We start from the raw sequence: 18,653 nt of genomic DNA on the forward strand, positions 1-18,653 counted from the left end.
GATCGCGGTGAGAGTTTTTGAAGCCGGTAAGTATACCTTGCCGGAACGAAACTGGTAACAGCTCTGAGGTGAATTCCTGATGAAAATTTGTCAATCACAACGATCTTATGAGCAAACTGAATATTCTGTTGTTGTGAGTGGGATTAGTAGAGCGGAATTCGCCATCTGGGTGTTTTCTCAGTAAAATGTTCAGTCTCTGCAATCACTCAAAATGAAAAGATCCCTATGACTAACCTGCGTGCCCCGAAAGCGTTAATTATTCTTGATGGACTTGGTGTAGAACAGACTGAATCCAGTGCCCTGGCGACCGCTAATACTCCCACATGGGATCGGCTGATGGCCGAAGCGCCTAATAGCCGAATAGCAACATCAGGGTTGGCTGTAGGATTGCCAGATGGGCAGATGGGTAACTCCGAAGTCGGACATATGAATATTGGTGCTGGCCGGGTGGTCTACCAAAACTTTACCCGTATCAACAAAGCGGTAGAAGAGGGCGCTTTATTTGAGAATGCCGTGCTAATTGAGGCGATAGACAAAGCGATTTCCGCTGATGGGGCTGTTCATGTAACAGGTCTTTTGTCGCCGGGTGGTGTACATAGCCACGAAGAACAGATGTTTGCACTTCTGGAGATGGCGGTTAAGCGAGGCGCTAAACAGGTTTATCTCCACGCTATTTTGGATGGTCGGGATATGCCCCCGCGCAGTGCTGAGTCATCAATTAAAGCGGCTGAAGCCAAATTTAATGAGTTAGGCCGGGGTGCTATTGCAACGGTTGTTGGCAGATATTTCGCCATGGATCGTGATAATCGTTGGAATCGGGTGCAGCTAGCTTACGATGCTATGACCAAAGGTCTTTCGCCCTGTTATGAAACCTCTGCTCTGGATGCGCTGGCCAACGCTTACGAGCGTGATGAAAATGATGAATTTGTTCAGGCAACTACTATTATTGGTACAGACGGTCAGCCGAAAGGGTTGATTCGTGATAACGATACCGTTATCTGCGCCAATTTCCGGCCAGACCGTGCCCGAGAGATCACCCGGGCTTTTGTTGATCGTGATTTTGATGGCTTTACCCGTAGCGCAGTTCCTGAACTTTCTGATTTTGTCATGCTGACTCAGTATGCATCCGACATTGATGCAAGTTGTGCTTATCCTCCGGTTAAGTTGTTTAATAGCTTAGGGGATTTTCTTGCTCAGCAGGGTAAGACTCAATTGCGGATTGCCGAAACAGAGAAGTATGCCCACGTTACTTTCTTTTTTAACGGTGGCGAAGAACAGCCCTATACGGGAGAAGATAGAATTCTGGTGCCGTCGCCGGATGTGGCAACCTATGATCTAAAGCCAGAGATGAGTGCTCCTGAAGTTACTGAAAAACTGGTTGAGGCAATTACCAGCGGTAAGTACGATCTGATTGTTTGTAATTTTGCCAATCCAGATATGGTCGGACATACCGGTAATTTCGCTGCGGCGGTTAAAGCAGTTGAGGTGATCGATAAATGTATTGCTGAAGTCTTGGCAGCGATGGAAACGGTTGATGGTGAAACTCTGATTACAGCAGATCACGGTAATGTTGAATTGATGGTCAACCCAAAAACCGGGCAGGCGCATACGGCGCATACCATCTGGCCAGTCGCCCTAGTGTATGACGGACCCCGTAAAGCCGAAGTAAAACTGGCAGATGGCTCGCTTTGCGACCTGGCGCCGACGTTGCTTAGTCTGATGTCGCTGGAGCAACCGGCGGAAATGACCGGTCGGTCATTAATACAATTAGGATAAGGATTCGGGCCGTTCATTGAACGGCCTTTCTATATATGCAGAAAAAATTGTTAACCGTATTTCTGACAACGCTGTTACTGAGCCTTTGTATGCCTGTGTTTGCCGCTCAGGAAAAGGCAACAGAAACACAAATCACTTCGCTTAAAAAAAGCATCTCTGAGCTGGTTAATACACTGGGGGCTTTAAAAGGTGAGCGTAAGTCGGTGCAACAGAAACTTCGCCGCAGTGATAAATCGATCGGTGAGTTAGCTCAGGAAATCCTGCGACTGAATAAACAGTTGAAAGGGGCTGAAGCTCGTTTAAAAAAACTTGAGCGGAAAAAAGCTCCTTTGCTTAAGTCGCTCAAACAGGAAGCTATTCGCTTGGAAGAGCAGCTGCGCCAGCAGTACAAAACCGGAACCCAGCCCCGCCTGCAGCTGTTATTAAATCAGCGAGATCCTGAACAGGTATCCCGGATGCTGCAATATTACGATCGAATTAATCAAACCCTGAGCCAACGGTTGCAGAATTTTCGTGAAGGACTGATTCAGCTTGAACAGGCGGAGAATGATATTCGTTCTGCTCAACAGGATATCTTTGATCGCAGGGATCTGTTGAAAGCTCGTTCAGATGATCTTGAGTTGGTTCGTAAAGAGCGTCGGATTGTACTGAGTAAATTGGAAAAAAAGCTGAGTAGCGGAAGTCAGCAACTGAAATCATTGCAGGCTGATCAGCAGCGGCTGGAACAGCTTCTGACCCAGATTCGCTCCTCCATTGAAAAGATATCCCTGGGGGGTAATGACCGTTCTTTCCGAGAGTTAAAAGGACGCTTACCCTGGCCGGCGAAAGGTAGTTTAAGTCGCCGGTTTGGTAGTAAAAGTAGTGGCATTCGTTTTGAAGGGATACTGCTATCCCAGCGCTCGGGTCAGCCGGTCAAAGCGATACATCATGGCAGAGTAGTCTTTTCCGATTGGTTGCGTGGTTACGGGTTGTTGACCATAGTAGATCATGGTGGCGGTTATATGAGCTTATATGGTCATAATGAGTCGTTGCTACGGGAAGTGGGTGAGTGGGTCTCCGGTGGAGATCAACTGGCGACCGTAGGCAGCAGTGGCGGTAGTACCAAGCCGGGTTTATATTTTGCTTTGAGATATAAAGGAAATTCTACAGATCCGCTGAAATGGCTAGCGAGAAGGTAGCCGTAGCGGTTATGCTATTTCAATATTTAACAGATGTAATAAAAGGATGAGTCATGACGCTGAAGCAACAGCTTTCCAGCCTTACTAAACCTCTGTTGCTAGCTTGTGTGCTAAGCGGATCGGCAACTGCGCTGTTTGCAGCAGACGCTGTATCTGAGGCAGAACAGGTTAAGAGTATTCCGCTGGAAGAGATCCGTCTGTTTACCGAAGTATTTGAGCGTATTAAAAATTCCTATGTTGAGCCTGTTGACGATGCCGAGCTGCTGGAAAGTGCAGTGCGGGGTATGTTAGCGGGGCTTGATCCCCACTCTGCCTATCTTGAGGCGGATGCCTTTTCTGATTTGCAGAGTCACACCAGTGGAGAGTTTGGTGGGCTGGGTATTGAAGTGGGCATGGAAAACGGTTTTATACGGGTTATTGCTCCTATAGATGATACTCCCGCGTATCGGGCCGGCGTTAAAGCGGGTGATCTGATTATCAAACTGGGGGACCAGTCGGTTCAGGGGATGGAACTTGGCGATGCGGTCAAGCTGATGCGGGGTAAGCCTGGTTCAGAGCTGCTGTTGACAGTCGTCCGGGAAGGCCAAGATAAACCGTTGGAGATTATGGTGGTGCGGGATGTGATCCGTGTGGCCAGTGTTAAACAGCGGATGCTGGACGACGGCATCGGTTATCTGCGTATTACCCAGTTTCAGGTGAATACGGGTAAGGATCTGTTAAAAGCGATTGAGCGACTTCAAGACGAATCGGACCTTAGAGGACTGGTTCTTGATCTGAGAAACAATCCGGGTGGGGTATTACGTGCGGCGGTTGAGGTCAGTGATAGCTTTATTGATCAGGGCTTGATTGTTTACACTCAGGGCCGGGTGGAAAATTCAGAGCTACGCTACAACGCCACCACGAAAACATTAGTGGATAGCAGTTTGCCGCTTGTTGTCTTGATCAACCAAGGTTCAGCTTCTGCGTCTGAAATTGTAGCCGGAGCGCTTCAGGACCATGCTCGGGCTATAGTTATGGGTGTAGATAGCTTCGGTAAAGGCTCTGTGCAGACAATTCTTCCGCTTACAAAAAAGCGGGCATTGAAATTAACGACTGCACGTTATTACACACCGAATGGTCGCTCTATTCAGGCTCAGGGTATTGTGCCTGATATCTATGTAGCTGACGCCAATATCAGTCTCAAAGAGTCTGGCAATTACCTTAAGGAACGTGATCTTAGTGGTCACCTTGAGAACGGGCCTGAGGATGTTGATACTGATGCCCAGCTTCGAACCTCTCTGGCAGAAAAAGACTTTCAGCTTTATGAGGCCTTCAATCTGCTCAAGGCGTTATCAATTATTAAGCCGTTTGCCGCAGTCGAACAGCCTGAAATGGAAAGCGCCGTTCAGTGAAACGTATTGAGAGTTCAGTGAGACGCTGCCTTCGGCTGTTTGATCTGTTTATTTCCGGAGTTCTTGGGAGTGCTATTTTACTGACTGTCATCGTTCAGCCGGTAGCCGCTGATACGGAGTCATCCCGTCTGATTATTATTGTTGATGATGTGGGGAATAATCTTGAGCAGGGTATTGCTGCCATCAATCTGCCTGGGCCAGTGGCTTATTCGGTATTGCCGCATACGCCTCACAGTGTTGCGCTGGCTGAGATGGCTTATGGTCAGGGTAAAGAGGTTATGTTGCATGCTCCTATGGCGAATACTGCGCACCTGAAGCTAGGTCCGGGAGGTCTGACCGACGATATGACCCATCAGCAATTAAAAAAAATGTTGCGTGGGAATATTGAAGCGGTTCCTTATGTTGCCGGGGTTAATAATCACATGGGAAGTTTGTTGACGCAAAGGCGTCAGAAAATGGACTGGGTGATGGAGGTTCTTGCAGAGCAGGGGTTGTTCTTTCTCGATAGTAAAACCACCACCAAGACTATGGCCTGGAAATCTGCTTATTCTCAGGGAGTCCCATGGCTTATGCGGGATGTTTTTCTTGATCACGAACAGACAACGGCTTTTGTTGATAAGCAATTTCGTTATGGGCTAAAGCTGGCGCGTGAACAGGGCTTTGCTGTTCTGATCTGTCATCCATACCCTGTGACTATTGAATATCTTAAGCATGCGCTGCCTAAGATTGGCGAGTTGGGAATCCAGTTGGTGTCACCCAGTGCTTTTTTGTTTCAGCAGGCAGAAGCCAGAAGGCTGGTTGAAGCTCAGCAAGCAGATCGTAAGTTAGAGAGTGTCTGTGATCAAAATGAAGGACGCTGCCAGACGGCTTTGGCCCGCCAAAACGGTAATGCTCAGTTAGAATCGAACTAATTCTTAGTTTTCTAAAAAGCGCTTAACCAAGCTTTACAGTAGCAGCAGTCCATCTACTATCAACTTGATTCCCACTAGAATGGTCAGAGTCTCAAAGATTTTCTTTATCGCTGAATTGCCTTTTTTTAGAGCAATATGGGTGCCGGTATAGGCACCAATAATTGCGCCGGCTATTAGGGCTGGTAACCACTCCCAGTGAGGTGGTTGTTGTAGTGCGACGGTAATGGCTCCGGAACCGTTCCAGAAAAGTCCTACCAAAATCAAAACGTAAGCGACGGCAGTCTTATAATCCAGACCAAACCAGCGTACCAGCCAGATGGTGACAAAGAGCCCAGTGCCTGAGGTTAAGGAGCCGTTGAGAATTCCGATCAGACAAAGTACGGTACCTCCCAGGCATAAGCCTCGGAGATCCCGGTTGCGGGATTGTTGGGATAAACCCAATTGGGGTTTAAATATTGAATAGATGCCCAGGCTTGTTGTGAGAATGCCGAGACAAAAGATGGTCAGGCTTTCCGGCAATCGGAGGATAAGTATGCCTCCTAAGACGACTCCGGGAAGACCACAGGCAAGGATGAATAGGCAGAAACGCAAATCCAGAGATTTCTCTCGCAGATGACGTAGTGTTGCGCCGACCCCGAGCGCTACACTAGCGATTTTGTGGGTTGCCAATGCGCTACTAAAACTAAGTCCGAGAAATAGGAGAACAGGTAGTTGCAGTAAACCTGCACCGCCACCGGCCATGGCTGACAGGCCATTAGCCAGTAACGAAATTAGTAGAAGGCTGAGTTGTTCAGTAATCACTTAGCGACTGGCTGCAGCGGCAATCACACTCCACTGATCGGCCCAGTTTGTCGTCGGGCGGGCTTTGAATTCGCTGCGTACAAACTGTCGTATCCTTCCTTCTGCGCATGCCAACATAAGATTAGCAGTCGCACCAGCAGGGAGTTCAGTTCGCAACCCTTCCGTCTGTTCAGCGGTACGAAGGATCTGTTTTAACTGGGTTTCCACGCGTTCAAAGAACTGGTTGATTCGCTGTCGCAAACGATCAGTTTCTCCAGACAGAGCGTCTCCGGTGAGAATTCGCCCCATGCCTGGGTTCTTTTCAACAAACGCCAGTAACAGGGTGAGGATCTGCTCACATTGTTTCATAGCATTAGCATCAGAACCGGTGATGATAGTAATCCGGCTGAACACGGTGTCCTCGATAAAAGCAATTAGGCCTTCAAACATTCGGGCCTTACTCGGAAAGTGGCGATATAGCGCCGCCTCCGATACGCCGACATGCTTAGCCAGCGCTGCCGTGGTGATCCGCGCACCCGGATCATTTTCCAGCATCATCGCCAGGGATTGCAAAATTTGCTCCCGGCGTGAGGGTTTTTCCTGAACATCCATTAGTTTGATGCCTTCGGAGAGTGATTGGAGATCAGAGTACCTACACCCTCATCGGTGAAGAGTTCCAGTAGGCAGGAATGTTCTACCCGGCCATCGATAATATGGGCGCTGGTAACACCAGATTTTACAGCGCTTAGAGCGCAGTCAATTTTTGGTAGCATACCGCCATAGATAGTGCCGTCTTCAATCAGGTCATCGACTTCAGCCGTCGATAGACCGGTAAGAACGTTGCCTTCTTTGTCCATCAGGCCGCTGATATTGGTCAGTAATATCAATTTTTCTGCCTGCAGAACTTCGGCGACCTTACCGGCTACAAGGTCAGCATTAATATTGTAAGACGCACCGTCAGAGCCGACACCAATAGGAGCAATAACGGGTATAAAATCAGAGTTGCTGAGCATGTCGAGAACGCTGGTGTTAACGTGGTCAACTTCGCCCACATGGCCGATATCGATAATTTCAGGAGCCACCATATCTGGAGTCTTATGCTTTACTATCAGCTTTCGGGCGCCTAATAGCATGCCATCTTTGCCGGTCAGGCCGATCGCTTTACCGCCGTTGCGGTTAATCAGGCCAACGATGTCTTTGTTGACCATGCCGCCCAGTACCATCTCGACGACGTCCATGGTCTTCGAGTCAGTGACTCGCATACCGTTAACAAAGTGAGACTCTATCGCGAGCTTATCGAGCAGTTCGCCGATCTGAGGGCCGCCACCGTGAACCACAATCGGATTAATGCCGATCAGTTTCATCATCACAATATCGCGGGCGAAGCTGTCTTTAAGCTTGTCATCAATCATCGCGTTGCCGCCGTATTTGATGACCACGGTTTTACCAGAAAAACGTTGAATGTAAGGCAGTGCTTCGCTTAGCACGTTTGCGGTATTGATCGCAGCTTTACGTGACAGTGGCATTAGTATCTTCTCTATCTATGGAGGTTGTGTAGTTTGTAAACGCTAACTCAGGAATTTGCAAGTCAGGAACTATAAGTTTTAGTTTTTCTTCTAGAAGCGCACCTATGCGAATCAGGGCGTCAGGGGTCAGAGCTTCAATTCTAAGGGTCAGCATCGGCGTGGTGTTCGAGGGTCTTATACCAAACCATCCGTCGGGATATTCGACCCTGAGCCCGTCTATTGTATAGACCTTTGCCGGGGCGAAATTGAGTTGACTGAACTGTTCAATTACCTGGAATTTACTTTCGTCACTGACCGGAATATGAATCATCGGGGTGGAGGGTAGCGGTGTAAATGGGCTGAAAAGTTCAGTAACTGACTGATCGGTGTTACTCAGTAGCTCAAGCAGTCGAATTGCTGCATACAAACCATCATCAAAGCCATACCACTGTTCGGCAAAGAACAGGTGCCCGCTGAATTCACCACCGAACAGGGCTTTAGTCTGCTGCATTCGATTCTTGATCATTGAGTGACCGCAGCTCCACATATCTGCCCGGCCACCCAATTGATTAATCAACCGTGGAAGGTTGATAGAGCACTTTACGTCGTAGACTATATCAGCGCCTGGGTGGCGCTTAAGCAGATCTTGTGCGAACAGGCAGATCAATTGATCCGGGGTGATAACCTGACCTTGATTATCTATCACGACTAGTCGATCACCATCGCCGTCTAGTGCCAGACCAATATCAGCGTCTGATTGTTGTACTTGATTGATCAGATCGGACAGGTTTTCCATCTTTTCTGGATCTGGGTGGTGGTTTGGAAAGTGGCCATCAATATCGCAATAAAGGGGGGTGACCTGGCAACCAAAGGTTTCTAGTAGTTGGACTATCCAGGGGCCAGGAACACCGTTGCCGCAATCCACCACGACTTTAATTTGGCGTTTAAGGCGCCGGTTTTTAAGGACTCGGTCGAGATATGACGTTGAAATGTCCTGATGCGTCAGTGTTCCTGCCCCTTGCGAAAGTTTTTTTGAAGTTATTCGCTGATAGAGCTCGGTTATCTCATTACCAGACAACGTGTGTCCGCCCAGCATTATTTTGCAACCGTTGTAGTCGGCCGGGTTATGGCTACCGGTAATCATCACGCCTGATCCGGTTTCTAAAGCGTGGGTAGAAAAATAGAGGGCGGGAGTGGGTACCATTCCCAGATCGATAACGGATACGCCGCTCTTCAATAAACCGTTTATTAATGCCTGACTCAGTGCCGGACTGGACAGCCTGCCGTCATAGCCGACACAGATTGAAGTCTGATTACGGCTAAGGGCTTCACTACCGATCGCCTGGCCGATCAGCTGAGCTGTTTCGTCATTAAGATCCTGAGGGTAGATCCCCCGGATATCATAGGCGCGAAAGATAGCAGGATTGATGCTCACCGGATCAGGTAGTCCTTATTAGATGCTTTAAGAAAATTTGATGATTCTCAGTGACGGCCGGAGGAGCCGAAACCGCCTTCGCCTCTGTCACTATCACTAAACTCTTCAACCACTTCAAATGTAGCCTGAACCACAGGGACCAGAACCAGTTGAGCGATACGTTCTCCCGGGTTTACCGTAAAGGCTGTTTGGCTACGATTCCAGCAAGAAACCATCAGCTGTCCCTGGTAATCAGAATCGATCAGACCAACGAGGTTGCCCAGCACAATGCCGTGTTTATGCCCCAGCCCTGAACGTGGCAGGATCATGGCGCAGAGGCTCGGATCTTCAATGTGGATAGCGATGCCTGTGGGTAATAGTTCAGTCTGTCCCGGTTCAAGCGTTATAAGTTGATCAAGACACGCCCTGAGATCTAGTCCGGCTGAACCTTCAGTCGCATAGTGGGGCAGCGGGAATTTATTGCCGATACGCTGATCCAGCAATTTAACCTGAAGTTTCTGCATTTTTTAGTTGTCCCCTTTCTGCTCAGCCGCTGCGATGATTTCAATGAGTTTACTTGCCAGTTGACGTTTACTGCTCAGAGGTAGTTGTTTAACTTCTTGATGACTGACAACCGTGACAGCATTATCGTCACTGTTAAATCCTATATCGCTGCGGGATACATCGTTGGCGATAATTAGGTCCAGATTTTTGCGCTCAAGTTTTCCCTGAGCATAGCTGACCACATCACGGGTCTCGGCGGCAAAACCGACGGTATAGGGCTTGTTTTGTTGAGCTGCGACGGTAGCGACAATATCCGGATTTTTGACCAGATGTAGCTCCATGATCTCTTCATTGCCTTTTTTCATCTTATGCTCAGCTACCGATACCGGGCGATAATCTGCCACAGCGGCTGAAGCGATGAAAATATCGCATTGGTCTATACCCTGCAAAGAGGCTTCAAGCATCTCTTCGGCACTTTGTACCATGATGCGTTTGCAGCGAGAGGGTGCTGGCAGGTTTACCGGGCCACTGATCAGGGTCACTAGTGCCCCGGCATCGACCGCAGCTTCAGCCAGCGCATAGCCCATTTTTCCAGAGCTGTGGTTGCTGATGTAGCGAACTGGGTCTAGTGCTTCGCGGGTAGGACCTGCGGTGATGAAAACCTGCTTGCCGCTGAGTAATCCCCGGTCAAATAGAGCGGCTGTCTGCTCGGCAATTTCCAGAGGTTCTAGCATTCGGCCGGGGCCAGTATCACCACAGGCCTGCTCGCCTACGCCGGGGCCCAAAAGACGAACGCCTTTAGCTTGCAAACTGGCTGCGTTTTTCTGGGTTTGCTGATCACGCCACATCGCTTGATTCATGGCCGGAGCCAACACTATGGGGGCTTCGGTAGCCAGACAAAGCGTCGTCAGCAGATCATTGCCCTGGCCGCTGTCCATTCGTGCCATAAAGTCGGCGCTGGCAGGAGCGATTAGCACCATGTCAGCCCATTTGGCTAGTTCAATGTGGCCCATGCCTGCCTCTGCTTCCGGGTCCAGTAAGTGTAGATGCACTGGGTTTCCGGACAAGGCTTGCATTGTCAGCGGTGTGATAAATTCTGTTGCGGCGGGTGTCATTACGATCTGGACATCAGCCCCTGCGCCTTTTAGGAGTCGGGTCAATTCTGCACTTTTATAGGCAGCGATGCCGCCGGTGATGCCTAAAAGGATCTGTCTGTTAGTAAGTCTCTGCATACAAGGTAACTGTTATATCTGCAGTAATTCGGGAGGCATAAGATACCACTATCTATGATTGAGTTACATTCCTGAAGTTGGTCTACACTAAGTTCGTTAAAATGATATCGCTAAGAAAGACGTGAATAAGTTCTCTGTGCAGCAGGCTATTCGATTGTAGGCAGAGAGCAGATGGGGCTTATTCATACCTGATCTAATCGTTAATAGAAGCAAATAAAACAACACAAGGATGTGGATATGGCTATTACTGACTGGCCGGAGGCTGAACGCCCCCGTGAGAAGCTTTTACTGCAGGGGGCATCAAGTTTATCTGATGGAGAGCTGCTGGCTATTTTTTTACGTACCGGGGTGAAAGGTCAGAGCGCGGTGGATCTGGCGCGACACTTACTACTGAGGTTTGGTGGCTTACGGCCACTTATTCGGGCAGATCAGCAAGCGTTTTGTCAGGAGCTGGGGCTGGGGCCGGCAAAATATGTTCAGTTGCAGGCAGTGATGGAGATCAGTCGACGCTGTCAGGCTGAGCAACTGCAGCGAGATTCTGCCCTGACGTCACCGGACCTTGTGCGGGAGTATCTGCAGCTTCAGTTAAGCGATCGTAGTCGGGAAGTGTTTGCCTGCTTGCTACTGGATAGTCAGCACAGGGTTATCTGCTATGAAGAGTTGTTTAAAGGCACTATCGACAGTGCCGCTGTACATCCACGGGAGGTAGTAAAGTTGGCTTTGAGCCATAATGCTGCAGCGATGATTTTGGCGCACAATCATCCGTCAGGCGTTGCTGAACCAAGTCAGGCGGACCAGTCCATAACCCTACGAATAAAGGAAGCGCTGCAATTGGTGGATATTCGTTTGCTGGATCATATGGTGGTGGGAGCAGGAGTAAGCGTTTCTCTGGCTGAAAGGGGTTTGATCTGATAATGAAGAAAAGCTAAACCTAGTTGGAGAGCTACGGGCAATAGAGCGGTATTGCCCAAGGTAAGGGCTTGTTCGCACCTTCGAAAAAGTAAATGGAAAGGGTTTGTGCGTACAGTGCCTAAATAAAGTAGGGGGCTATGTAGCAAATAGAGTTTGCTTTCTGTACAATGCGCGCTCTTCTATCCACCGGTACGGGTTATTGTCTTTGATTTGGACGCTCCGCCTGAGGATATTGAGATCGCCCTGTTTATTGTTGGGATAACGGTTTCAGATCCAATAAGTATCCGATAGAAGTTAAATGAACTAAGTTAAAAGGTATTTAACATGTCTCGAGTTTGCATGGTTACAGGTAAACGTCCTGTAACAGGGAACAATGTTTCCCACGCACTGAACCGCACACGTCGTCGCTTTTTGCCAAACCTTCATTGGCACCGTTTCTGGGTTGAAAGCGAGCAGAAATATGTACGTCTGCGTGTTTCTTCAAAAGGTATGCGTATCATCGATAAGAAAGGTATTGATGTTGTGTTGACTGACGTTCGCAAGAACGGCATTAAAGTTTAAGGAGCACGATTATGCGCGATAAGATCAAGATGGTTTCTTCTGCTGGTACTGGTCACTTCTACACCACTACTAAGAACAAACGTACTACTCCTGACAAACTGGAAATGAAGAAATTCGATCCAGTTGTACGTCAGCACGTAATGTATAAAGAATCTAAGATTAAGTAATAGTCTTGGTGAATATAAAAAACCCGGCTGGTCCGGGTTTTTTTGTGCCTGAACAGATCCTAACCTATAGCCCTGAAAGTTAGTTTACTATGCCTGAATTACCCGAAGTTGAAACAACCCGCCGGGGTATAGAGCCTCATCTGGAAGGGCGGATCATTAAAGATCTAACTGTCCGTCAGCCGAAGCTGCGTTGGCCTGTGCCCGAGCAGTTACAGACGTTGGTCTCGGGAAAGCGAGTTGTTTCGGTCACTCGGCGGGGAAAGTATCTCTTGCTCAATCTGTCGAATGGTGCGGTAATGGTTCATCTGGGTATGTCAGGTAGTCTCTATCTGGTACCTGCTGATCAGCCTCCAGGTTATCATGACCATGTAGATCTAGTGCTAGATTCAGGCATGGCGTTACGTCTGACAGATCCCCGGCGCTTTGGCTCTGTATTATGGCAGCCTTTGGGTGAAACCCATGAGCTATTGGTTAAGCTAGGGCCTGAGCCGCTGAGTGACGGCTTTACTACAGATTATCTGCAGCAGTGTTGTTCTGAACGGAAGCAGTCAATAAAGCAGTTTATTATGAATAGTCATGTCGTCGTTGGTGTGGGTAATATTTACGCGAACGAAGCGCTATTCAAAGCAGGTATTCATCCGAAGCGGGCCGCTGGAAATATTTCTAAAGTGCGTCTCAATCGTTTGGTTGAAGAGATCCGCACTGTGCTGGCGAAAGCTATAGAGCAGGGTGGAACAACCCTGAAAGATTTTGTAGGTGGTGATGGACAACCAGGATATTTTAAGCAACAACTGAATGTGTACGGCCGTGGTGGTGAATCATGCCATCATTGCAAATCAACGCTGAAAGAGATTCGTCTTGGCCAGCGATCTACTGTTTACTGTCCGGAGTGTCAACACTGATGGGAATTCTTGCGCCATTATTGAAACCTACCCCTACAGGTGGAGAAATCTGCCCAACTCGGGAGGATCTACAGGACGCGCTTGGGAGCGAAATGTATCTCGCTAAGCGGGAGACTTTCCATGTGGGAGAGCTTCCGACTCACTGTGAGATCTATGAGCATCATGTTGACTCTCCGATATTGCTTTTCCTGCCTGGGATAGGCACCTATGGCGAGCTCTATGCGGAGTTACTTTGGAACTTGTCGAAGAAAGGCTTTAATGTCGTTGCTATTGACCCTCCAGGGCACGGTTATTCCGGAGGTGAGCGGGGTGTTTACACGGTAGAATCGGTTCAGGAAGCGGTGTCTGAGGTTATTGATGCTCTGGAACAGCGCTACAGCGGTCCCTGCTATATCTATGGCTTTTCTATCGGAGCGTTGCTGGCGGTTGCGGCAGCTGAGCATGATGAACGTATTAAAAAAGTGGTTTGTGGCACTCTTCTGACAACAGAGGTTCCGCCCGACCTGTTTCATTTCCTGGGCTGGCAGTGGACCTGGGGCAGCGCCATGATCTTTCCTGCTGTCCGTCTACCACTTTCATGGCTGGTGGATTATGACCAATTATTGGCTGGTCATCCCGCAGGTCGATTGATAAACCAGGATCCAATGCTGGTGCTGGATTACCCGTTTAAGACGCTCTCCAGTATGTTTGGTCGTAAGGCTGGGATTATGCAGAGGCGTTATCCATTTGATGTGGCGATAGTGCAGGGTGATCGCGATGAGGTTCTGTCGATAGGCTATGGACGCCGGGTTGTCTCTGAAGCAGAGCATCCGATTGAATTAATTACGGTACCGGGTGAGGGGCATATGATGCCTCTCACTGCGCCTCCCAAATTGGCAGGCATTATTGCTGACTGGCTTAAAAACTAAGGTTAATATTGGCATAAATAGAGGTAATGCTAAGTCGAACCTATGCCAATTAAGTTAACTCCAAAAATCACCACGCTGTTTCAGCTATTGACTCTGTTTTTACTCTCTTTTTCAGTAAATGCAGAGTTTTACCTTACCTCCGATGAACAGAATTGGCTGACGCAGCGCGACCCCATAATTGTGGGTGTTGCCATTATTCCTCCCTACCTCTCGAATAAGCTGGATGGTGATACAGTCGAGGGACTGTCGCTTGATTACCTGAAGCTGATGGAAGCCTCTTTAGATACTGAATTTCAGTACCAAATTTTTGATAGCTACGGTGCGATGATTGAGGCTGCCAAACAGCGCTCTATTGACGTGGTCTTTGGTGCGACAAACACTGAACAGCGTAGACATTATCTTAACTTCACTAAGGTGTATTCACATCTGGCGAATAAAATTTTCACTCAGAAAGGTAAGTATCAACAAGCCGAGATGAGTGACTTCAACGGTAAACGATTTGCCGTTCCAAGAGGGACAGCGCTGGTTAGTTATATCAGTAATAACTATCCCGACATTGAGGTTGTTCAAGTTGAAAATCTGGGAAAAGCTTTCAATCTATTGACCGCTGGGGAGATTGATGGGGTTGGCTCCTATGCCTCAGCGGGCTACCTTTTCTCTTTTATGGAAGGTATTGATAATATCAGTATCGTGGGTAGTGTTGGTTTTGATTATCATATCTCTTTCGGGTCTCGAAATGATCAGCCGTTGCTGGGAACTCTGTTAGATAAAGCACTAGCAACAGTCACCGTTGAACAGAGAAGTGAAATAGAAAGTCGTTGGGTTCAGCCGGAAGACACCCAGAGAATTGATAAAGAGACCTATATAAACTCTCTTAAAATGCTGGGTTTTATCCTGACGGTTGCTGGACTGTTAATAGTGGTTTTTTGGAACAGAAGTCTGAAACGGGAAGTGCTTTATCGGAAGGAAGTTCAGAAAGAGGTTAGCTTCCTTGCTTATCATGATGAACTGACTGGTGCTTACAACAGACAGTTCCTGATAGAGACATTATCCGAATATACTCGCCTGGCCTATTCAGAAGACAGGTCTACCTGTGTGATATTGCTGGGGCTGGATAATTTTAGTTTGATTAATGAGTTTCATGGCCAGAAAATTGGCGATTATGTCCTTAATCGGATGAGTGAACGGCTTGAATCCCGCTTAAGTGGTGATGCTGTGTTAGCGCGTACCGGCGGTGATGAATTTACGGTGTTACTCAGAAAAGCCAATAATCATGTTGTATTAAGTCATCTGGCAGATGTTCTGATTGCAGAAATTAGTTCGCCTATTGCTTATGGTGATCAGAGCTTTTCATTGACTGCTACCGCAGGAATATCAATACAGGCAGAGGAGTTGGATGAGCCTTTACGTTTGCTTGAGCAGGCCGACCTGGCGCTGCATGAAGCGAAGCGAAAAAATCGGGGTCACTATCTCTTTTATGCAATAGATATGAGTGACAAGTTAAAGGAAAGAGAGCAGCTGGCTAAAGCGTTGACCTATGCGTTGAATACCGAACAATTTTACCTGGATTACCAGCCCCAGGTTTCACTGGGTACTGGCGAGGTCATAGGTTTTGAAGCGCTGGCGCGTTGGCAGCATCCCGATAAGGGAAATATTCGACCAGATAAATTTATAGCTTTGGCTGAACAAGAAGGGTTGATCGTAACTCTGGGCGACCGTGTGTTGCGCTTAGCTTGTGAGCAGGGGCGTCAATGGCTGGATCAGGGATTGGTCTTTAAACGCATTGCAGTCAATGTGTCGGTAAAACAGTTTATCGAAGCTGATTTTGTCAGTAAAGTGCTCAATACCCTCGAGCAGGCCGGCTTTCCTCCCTCGAAGCTTGAACTGGAATTAACAGAATCTGTGTTTCTCGGTGATCGAAAGCTGGCGAAGGAAACGATGGAAAAGTTGACCTGTCAGGGGGTCTGTTTCGCTATCGATGATTTTGGTACCGGCTTTTCATCTTTGCTGTATCTGAAAGAGTTGCCTGTATCAAAGCTTAAATTGGATCAGGGCTTCATTCGAGGTATTACTAAGGATTATTCAAGTCTTCAAATTGTTAAAGCATCGCTGCAGATGGGACATGCGTTGAACATGGAGGTGATCGCTGAAGGGATAGAAACGCCTGAGGAGCAGAGTCTGTTAACAGAACTGCATTGTGAGCAAGCGCAGGGTTATCTTTTCAGTCGCCCTCTAAAATCGCAGCTGATCACGGCTGAAAAAATAGCTCAGATTCAGCAAAGTGTCATCCTTGTCACAGAAGCTTAAATACTCTTTAACGGTTCTGTAATGGTTGCTGAAGGACAATGTTGCTAAATAGCATATATTGGACTTAAAACAGTGAATGTATTGCAGCAGCGATTAGTCGCATTTGATGTCTCTTTATACTACTTATGCTTTGGTACAAGTCGTCTACCAATGATGTCTACCGCTAGTCGTTGGATCTCAAAGCTTGGTAATGGAGGCCTGTATCTGGCTATCGGTTTGTTGATAGCTTGGTTTGAGTTGGAAAATGGGGCTGATTTTCTTATCACAGGGCTGGTTTTGTTCGCTATAGAGCTGCCTGTGTATATATGTCTTAAAAAAATCATAAAGCGAGACAGACCTTGTGATCGCTTTGATGATGTTACACCGCAAATTACTCCTTCAGATAAGTTTAGTTTACCGTCCGGTCATGCTGCTGCAGCGTTTGTCTTTGCGACTGCGCTGACCTACTACTATCCATCACTTATGCTAGTTGCTTATGGTGTTGCTTCGCTGATTGCACTGTCACGGGTTTTTCTCGGGGTGCACTACCCAACAGATATTATTGCCGGTGCAGCACTGGGAATGGGTTCCGCCATTATTGGTTTGAATCTAGTAGAGCTAGTTTAGTTTCTTAATTCCAGAGCGTTGTTAATTCTAGAGAGTAGTGATGAAAATTCTTTATGGTGTGCAGGCAACAGGTAATGGTCATATTACTCGGGCCCGGGTTATGGCTTCGGCGCTGGCGAATGAGGGCGTTGAGGTTGATTTTCTCTTTAGCGGTCGTGAAGCAGATAAGTTTTTCAATATGGAGCTTTTTGGTGACTATCAGGTACGCAGAGGGCTTACCTTTAGTGTTGCCAATGGAGGAATTGATCGATGGCGAACTCTGACTCAGAATAATCTGATTCAGGTAATTCGTGATGTTCGAGGAATAGACCTGGAGCAATATGATTTGATTATCAGTGACTTTGAGCCGATTACCGCTTGGGCTGCGAAACTGCAGAAGAAACCTTGTATTGGAATAGCGCATCAGTATGCTTTTAGTTATCCGATTCCAGGTCCCGGTATTGGCTGGATGATGATGTTGATGATCCGTTTTTTTACGCCGGTTCAGCAAGGTATTGGCCTGCACTGGCATCACTTTGACGGGCCGATATTACCACCCCTGATTGAGACTCAATCTTATCCAACTACTCAGCAAGCAGGCATGATTCTAGTGTATCTTCCATTTGAGAATCGAGAGCAAATTCGTCAGTGGCTAATACCTTTCAATGACTATGAGTTTCATGTCTATTGTGATGTTTCTACGGCCGAAGACGAGGGGCATATCCTCTGGCGCCCATTATCCCGGGAGGGTTTTAGGCGCGCTCAGGCTAGTTGCGATGGCGTCATTGCTAACTGTGGTTTTGGTTTGGCAAGCGAGGTTCTTCAAGCCGGTAAGAAACTACTTACGAAACCATTGGCGGGTCAGCCTGAGCAAGTTTCTAATGCGGCTGTATTGGAGTACCTGGGTTTAGCTGAGGTGTTTCATCGATTGGAAGCAGAGCAGTTCTATCGTTGGGCGGGGCAGGCTTCGCCTGAACCGATAGTTTATCCTGATGTAGCGGCTACGTTGGCCCGCTGGATTCGTGGTGGCTGCGAGCAAAGTGCGACTGAGCTTGCCCGTGAGCTTTGGAACGCTGTTTAAACTGATCCATTGGCGACGTAGCAGAAAGTATGTAGCAAAGAAGAAGTGGTGAAAAGAGTTAGCTAAAAAAAGAGAGCACTCAGTTCCCCTTGAGTGCTCTCTTCAGACTTCCCTGGTATCCATGTCCCTGATGAAATCTATCTGGCTTCCTGCCGACGTCCTTGTATCCTTTTTCATCTTAATGGGTAAAGCTGTAGTCTGTTCCCTTCATCCGTGAAGGCAGTCGTTCCGTCAGAATCAGTATCCTATTTCATGGGGATTGAAACTATAGGAAAAAATCCTATTCTGCTTTGCAGTATGGATCTATGGGCAAATATTTATTCCAGGCAAAAAAAAGAGAACACTAAGTTCCCCTTTAGTGTTCTCTATACATGGCATCCATTTTCCTTGCGGGGCTAATCCACGGCTTCCTGCCAGCAATCCTTGCTTCCTATCCCGCTTGTCTTGGCCATCCAGTGTTCTGTCCCGAACATTACCCTTCCTGAAGCACATCATGTTCGAATTACATGTAGATATATATAGGAATAATTCCTATTTTT

Annotated in this window: 18 protein-coding genes; 12 read left to right on the forward strand and 6 right to left on the reverse strand. The window is 47.7% G+C overall.

Going from position 1 to position 18,653, the window contains the following annotated elements; genetic code table 11:
- The first annotated feature begins 225 nt into the window (after positions 1 to 225).
- The 4 genes from gpmI to QZZ54_RS06665 are packed head-to-tail and all read left to right on the forward strand — an operon-like array spanning position 226 to position 5,256.
- Positions 226 to 1,776, forward strand: coding sequence for a 2,3-bisphosphoglycerate-independent phosphoglycerate mutase (gene gpmI, locus QZZ54_RS06650; RefSeq protein WP_290700574.1), 1,551 nt, complete (start codon positions 226 to 228; stop codon positions 1,774 to 1,776).
- Between the two features lie 35 nt (positions 1,777 to 1,811).
- Positions 1,812 to 2,954, forward strand: coding sequence for a peptidoglycan DD-metalloendopeptidase family protein (locus tag QZZ54_RS06655; protein WP_290700577.1), 1,143 nt, complete (start codon positions 1,812 to 1,814; stop codon positions 2,952 to 2,954).
- Between the two features lie 53 nt (positions 2,955 to 3,007).
- Entirely contained in the window at positions 3,008 to 4,345 is a 1,338-nt protein-coding gene (locus tag QZZ54_RS06660; RefSeq protein ID WP_290700580.1) for a S41 family peptidase, read from the forward strand.
- Positions 4,342 to 5,256: a divergent polysaccharide deacetylase family protein gene (locus QZZ54_RS06665; RefSeq protein ID WP_290700582.1), complete on the forward strand. Its 915-nt coding sequence runs from the start codon at positions 4,342 to 4,344 to the stop codon at positions 5,254 to 5,256. The genes QZZ54_RS06660 and QZZ54_RS06665 overlap by 4 nt, the downstream gene beginning before the upstream one ends.
- A 33-nt stretch (positions 5,257 to 5,289) precedes the next feature.
- Here QZZ54_RS06665 and QZZ54_RS06670 read toward each other — a convergent pair whose 3' ends face one another.
- Genes QZZ54_RS06670 through coaBC form a run of 6 tightly spaced genes read right to left on the reverse strand, consistent with a single transcriptional unit; the run spans position 5,290 to position 10,691 of the window.
- Positions 5,290 to 6,057, reverse strand: coding sequence for a sulfite exporter TauE/SafE family protein (locus tag QZZ54_RS06670; RefSeq protein ID WP_290700584.1), 768 nt, complete (start codon positions 6,055 to 6,057; stop codon positions 5,290 to 5,292).
- Positions 6,058 to 6,648 carry a nucleoid occlusion factor SlmA gene (gene slmA, locus QZZ54_RS06675; RefSeq protein ID WP_290700586.1) on the reverse strand — a complete coding sequence of 197 codons (591 nt, stop codon included), beginning with the start codon at positions 6,646 to 6,648 and terminating at the stop codon, positions 6,058 to 6,060.
- Positions 6,648 to 7,562: an acetylglutamate kinase gene (gene argB, locus QZZ54_RS06680; RefSeq protein ID WP_290700588.1), complete on the reverse strand. Its 915-nt coding sequence runs from the start codon at positions 7,560 to 7,562 to the stop codon at positions 6,648 to 6,650. The genes slmA and argB overlap by 1 nt, the downstream gene beginning before the upstream one ends.
- The gene (locus QZZ54_RS06685) at positions 7,546 to 8,976 is read right to left on the reverse strand and encodes a phosphomannomutase/phosphoglucomutase (RefSeq protein ID WP_290700590.1); all 1,431 of its coding nucleotides are present in this window, start codon (positions 8,974 to 8,976) and stop codon (positions 7,546 to 7,548) included. The genes argB and QZZ54_RS06685 overlap by 17 nt, the downstream gene beginning before the upstream one ends.
- Positions 8,977 to 9,023: 47 nt before the next feature.
- Positions 9,024 to 9,479: a dUTP diphosphatase gene (gene dut, locus QZZ54_RS06690; protein WP_290700592.1), complete on the reverse strand. Its 456-nt coding sequence runs from the start codon at positions 9,477 to 9,479 to the stop codon at positions 9,024 to 9,026.
- A gap of 3 nt (positions 9,480 to 9,482) precedes the next feature.
- Positions 9,483 to 10,691 carry a bifunctional phosphopantothenoylcysteine decarboxylase/phosphopantothenate--cysteine ligase CoaBC gene (gene coaBC / locus QZZ54_RS06695; RefSeq protein ID WP_290700594.1) on the reverse strand — a complete coding sequence of 403 codons (1,209 nt, stop codon included), beginning with the start codon at positions 10,689 to 10,691 and terminating at the stop codon, positions 9,483 to 9,485.
- Between the two features lie 237 nt (positions 10,692 to 10,928).
- Between coaBC and radC the strand changes: the two genes are divergently transcribed.
- From radC to QZZ54_RS06735, 8 genes are all read left to right on the forward strand, one after another.
- On the forward strand, positions 10,929 to 11,603 hold the full coding sequence (gene radC, locus QZZ54_RS06700) for a DNA repair protein RadC (RefSeq protein WP_290700596.1): 675 nt from the start codon (positions 10,929 to 10,931) through the stop codon (positions 11,601 to 11,603).
- A gap of 324 nt (positions 11,604 to 11,927) precedes the next feature.
- Positions 11,928 to 12,164 (forward strand): 50S ribosomal protein L28, encoded by a 237-nt coding sequence (gene rpmB, locus QZZ54_RS06705; RefSeq protein WP_290700598.1) that lies wholly within the window; start codon positions 11,928 to 11,930, stop codon positions 12,162 to 12,164.
- Positions 12,165 to 12,175: 11 nt separating this feature from the next.
- A complete protein-coding gene (gene rpmG, locus QZZ54_RS06710; protein WP_290700600.1) occupies positions 12,176 to 12,331 on the forward strand; it encodes a 50S ribosomal protein L33 in 156 nt (51 codons plus the stop codon).
- An 89-nt stretch (positions 12,332 to 12,420) separates the two neighbouring features.
- Positions 12,421 to 13,233 (forward strand): bifunctional DNA-formamidopyrimidine glycosylase/DNA-(apurinic or apyrimidinic site) lyase, encoded by an 813-nt coding sequence (gene mutM / locus QZZ54_RS06715; RefSeq protein WP_290700602.1) that lies wholly within the window; start codon positions 12,421 to 12,423, stop codon positions 13,231 to 13,233.
- Complete coding sequence (locus QZZ54_RS06720; protein ID WP_290700604.1) at positions 13,152 to 14,141, forward strand: alpha/beta hydrolase; 990 nt, start codon at positions 13,152 to 13,154, stop codon at positions 14,139 to 14,141. Before mutM ends, QZZ54_RS06720 begins: the two co-directional genes overlap by 82 nt.
- A 42-nt stretch (positions 14,142 to 14,183) precedes the next feature.
- Positions 14,184 to 16,448, forward strand: coding sequence for an EAL domain-containing protein (locus QZZ54_RS06725; RefSeq protein ID WP_290700606.1), 2,265 nt, complete (start codon positions 14,184 to 14,186; stop codon positions 16,446 to 16,448).
- A 72-nt stretch (positions 16,449 to 16,520) separates the two neighbouring features.
- Complete coding sequence (locus tag QZZ54_RS06730) at positions 16,521 to 17,054, forward strand: phosphatase PAP2 family protein (protein ID WP_290700608.1); 534 nt, start codon at positions 16,521 to 16,523, stop codon at positions 17,052 to 17,054.
- Between the two features lie 40 nt (positions 17,055 to 17,094).
- Complete coding sequence (locus tag QZZ54_RS06735) at positions 17,095 to 18,114, forward strand: MJ1255/VC2487 family glycosyltransferase (protein ID WP_290700610.1); 1,020 nt, start codon at positions 17,095 to 17,097, stop codon at positions 18,112 to 18,114.
- Positions 18,115 to 18,653 lie beyond the last annotated feature (539 nt).

This window comes from Amphritea sp. (genome assembly GCF_016744155.1).
Taxonomy (GTDB): domain Bacteria; phylum Pseudomonadota; class Gammaproteobacteria; order Pseudomonadales; family Balneatricaceae; genus Amphritea.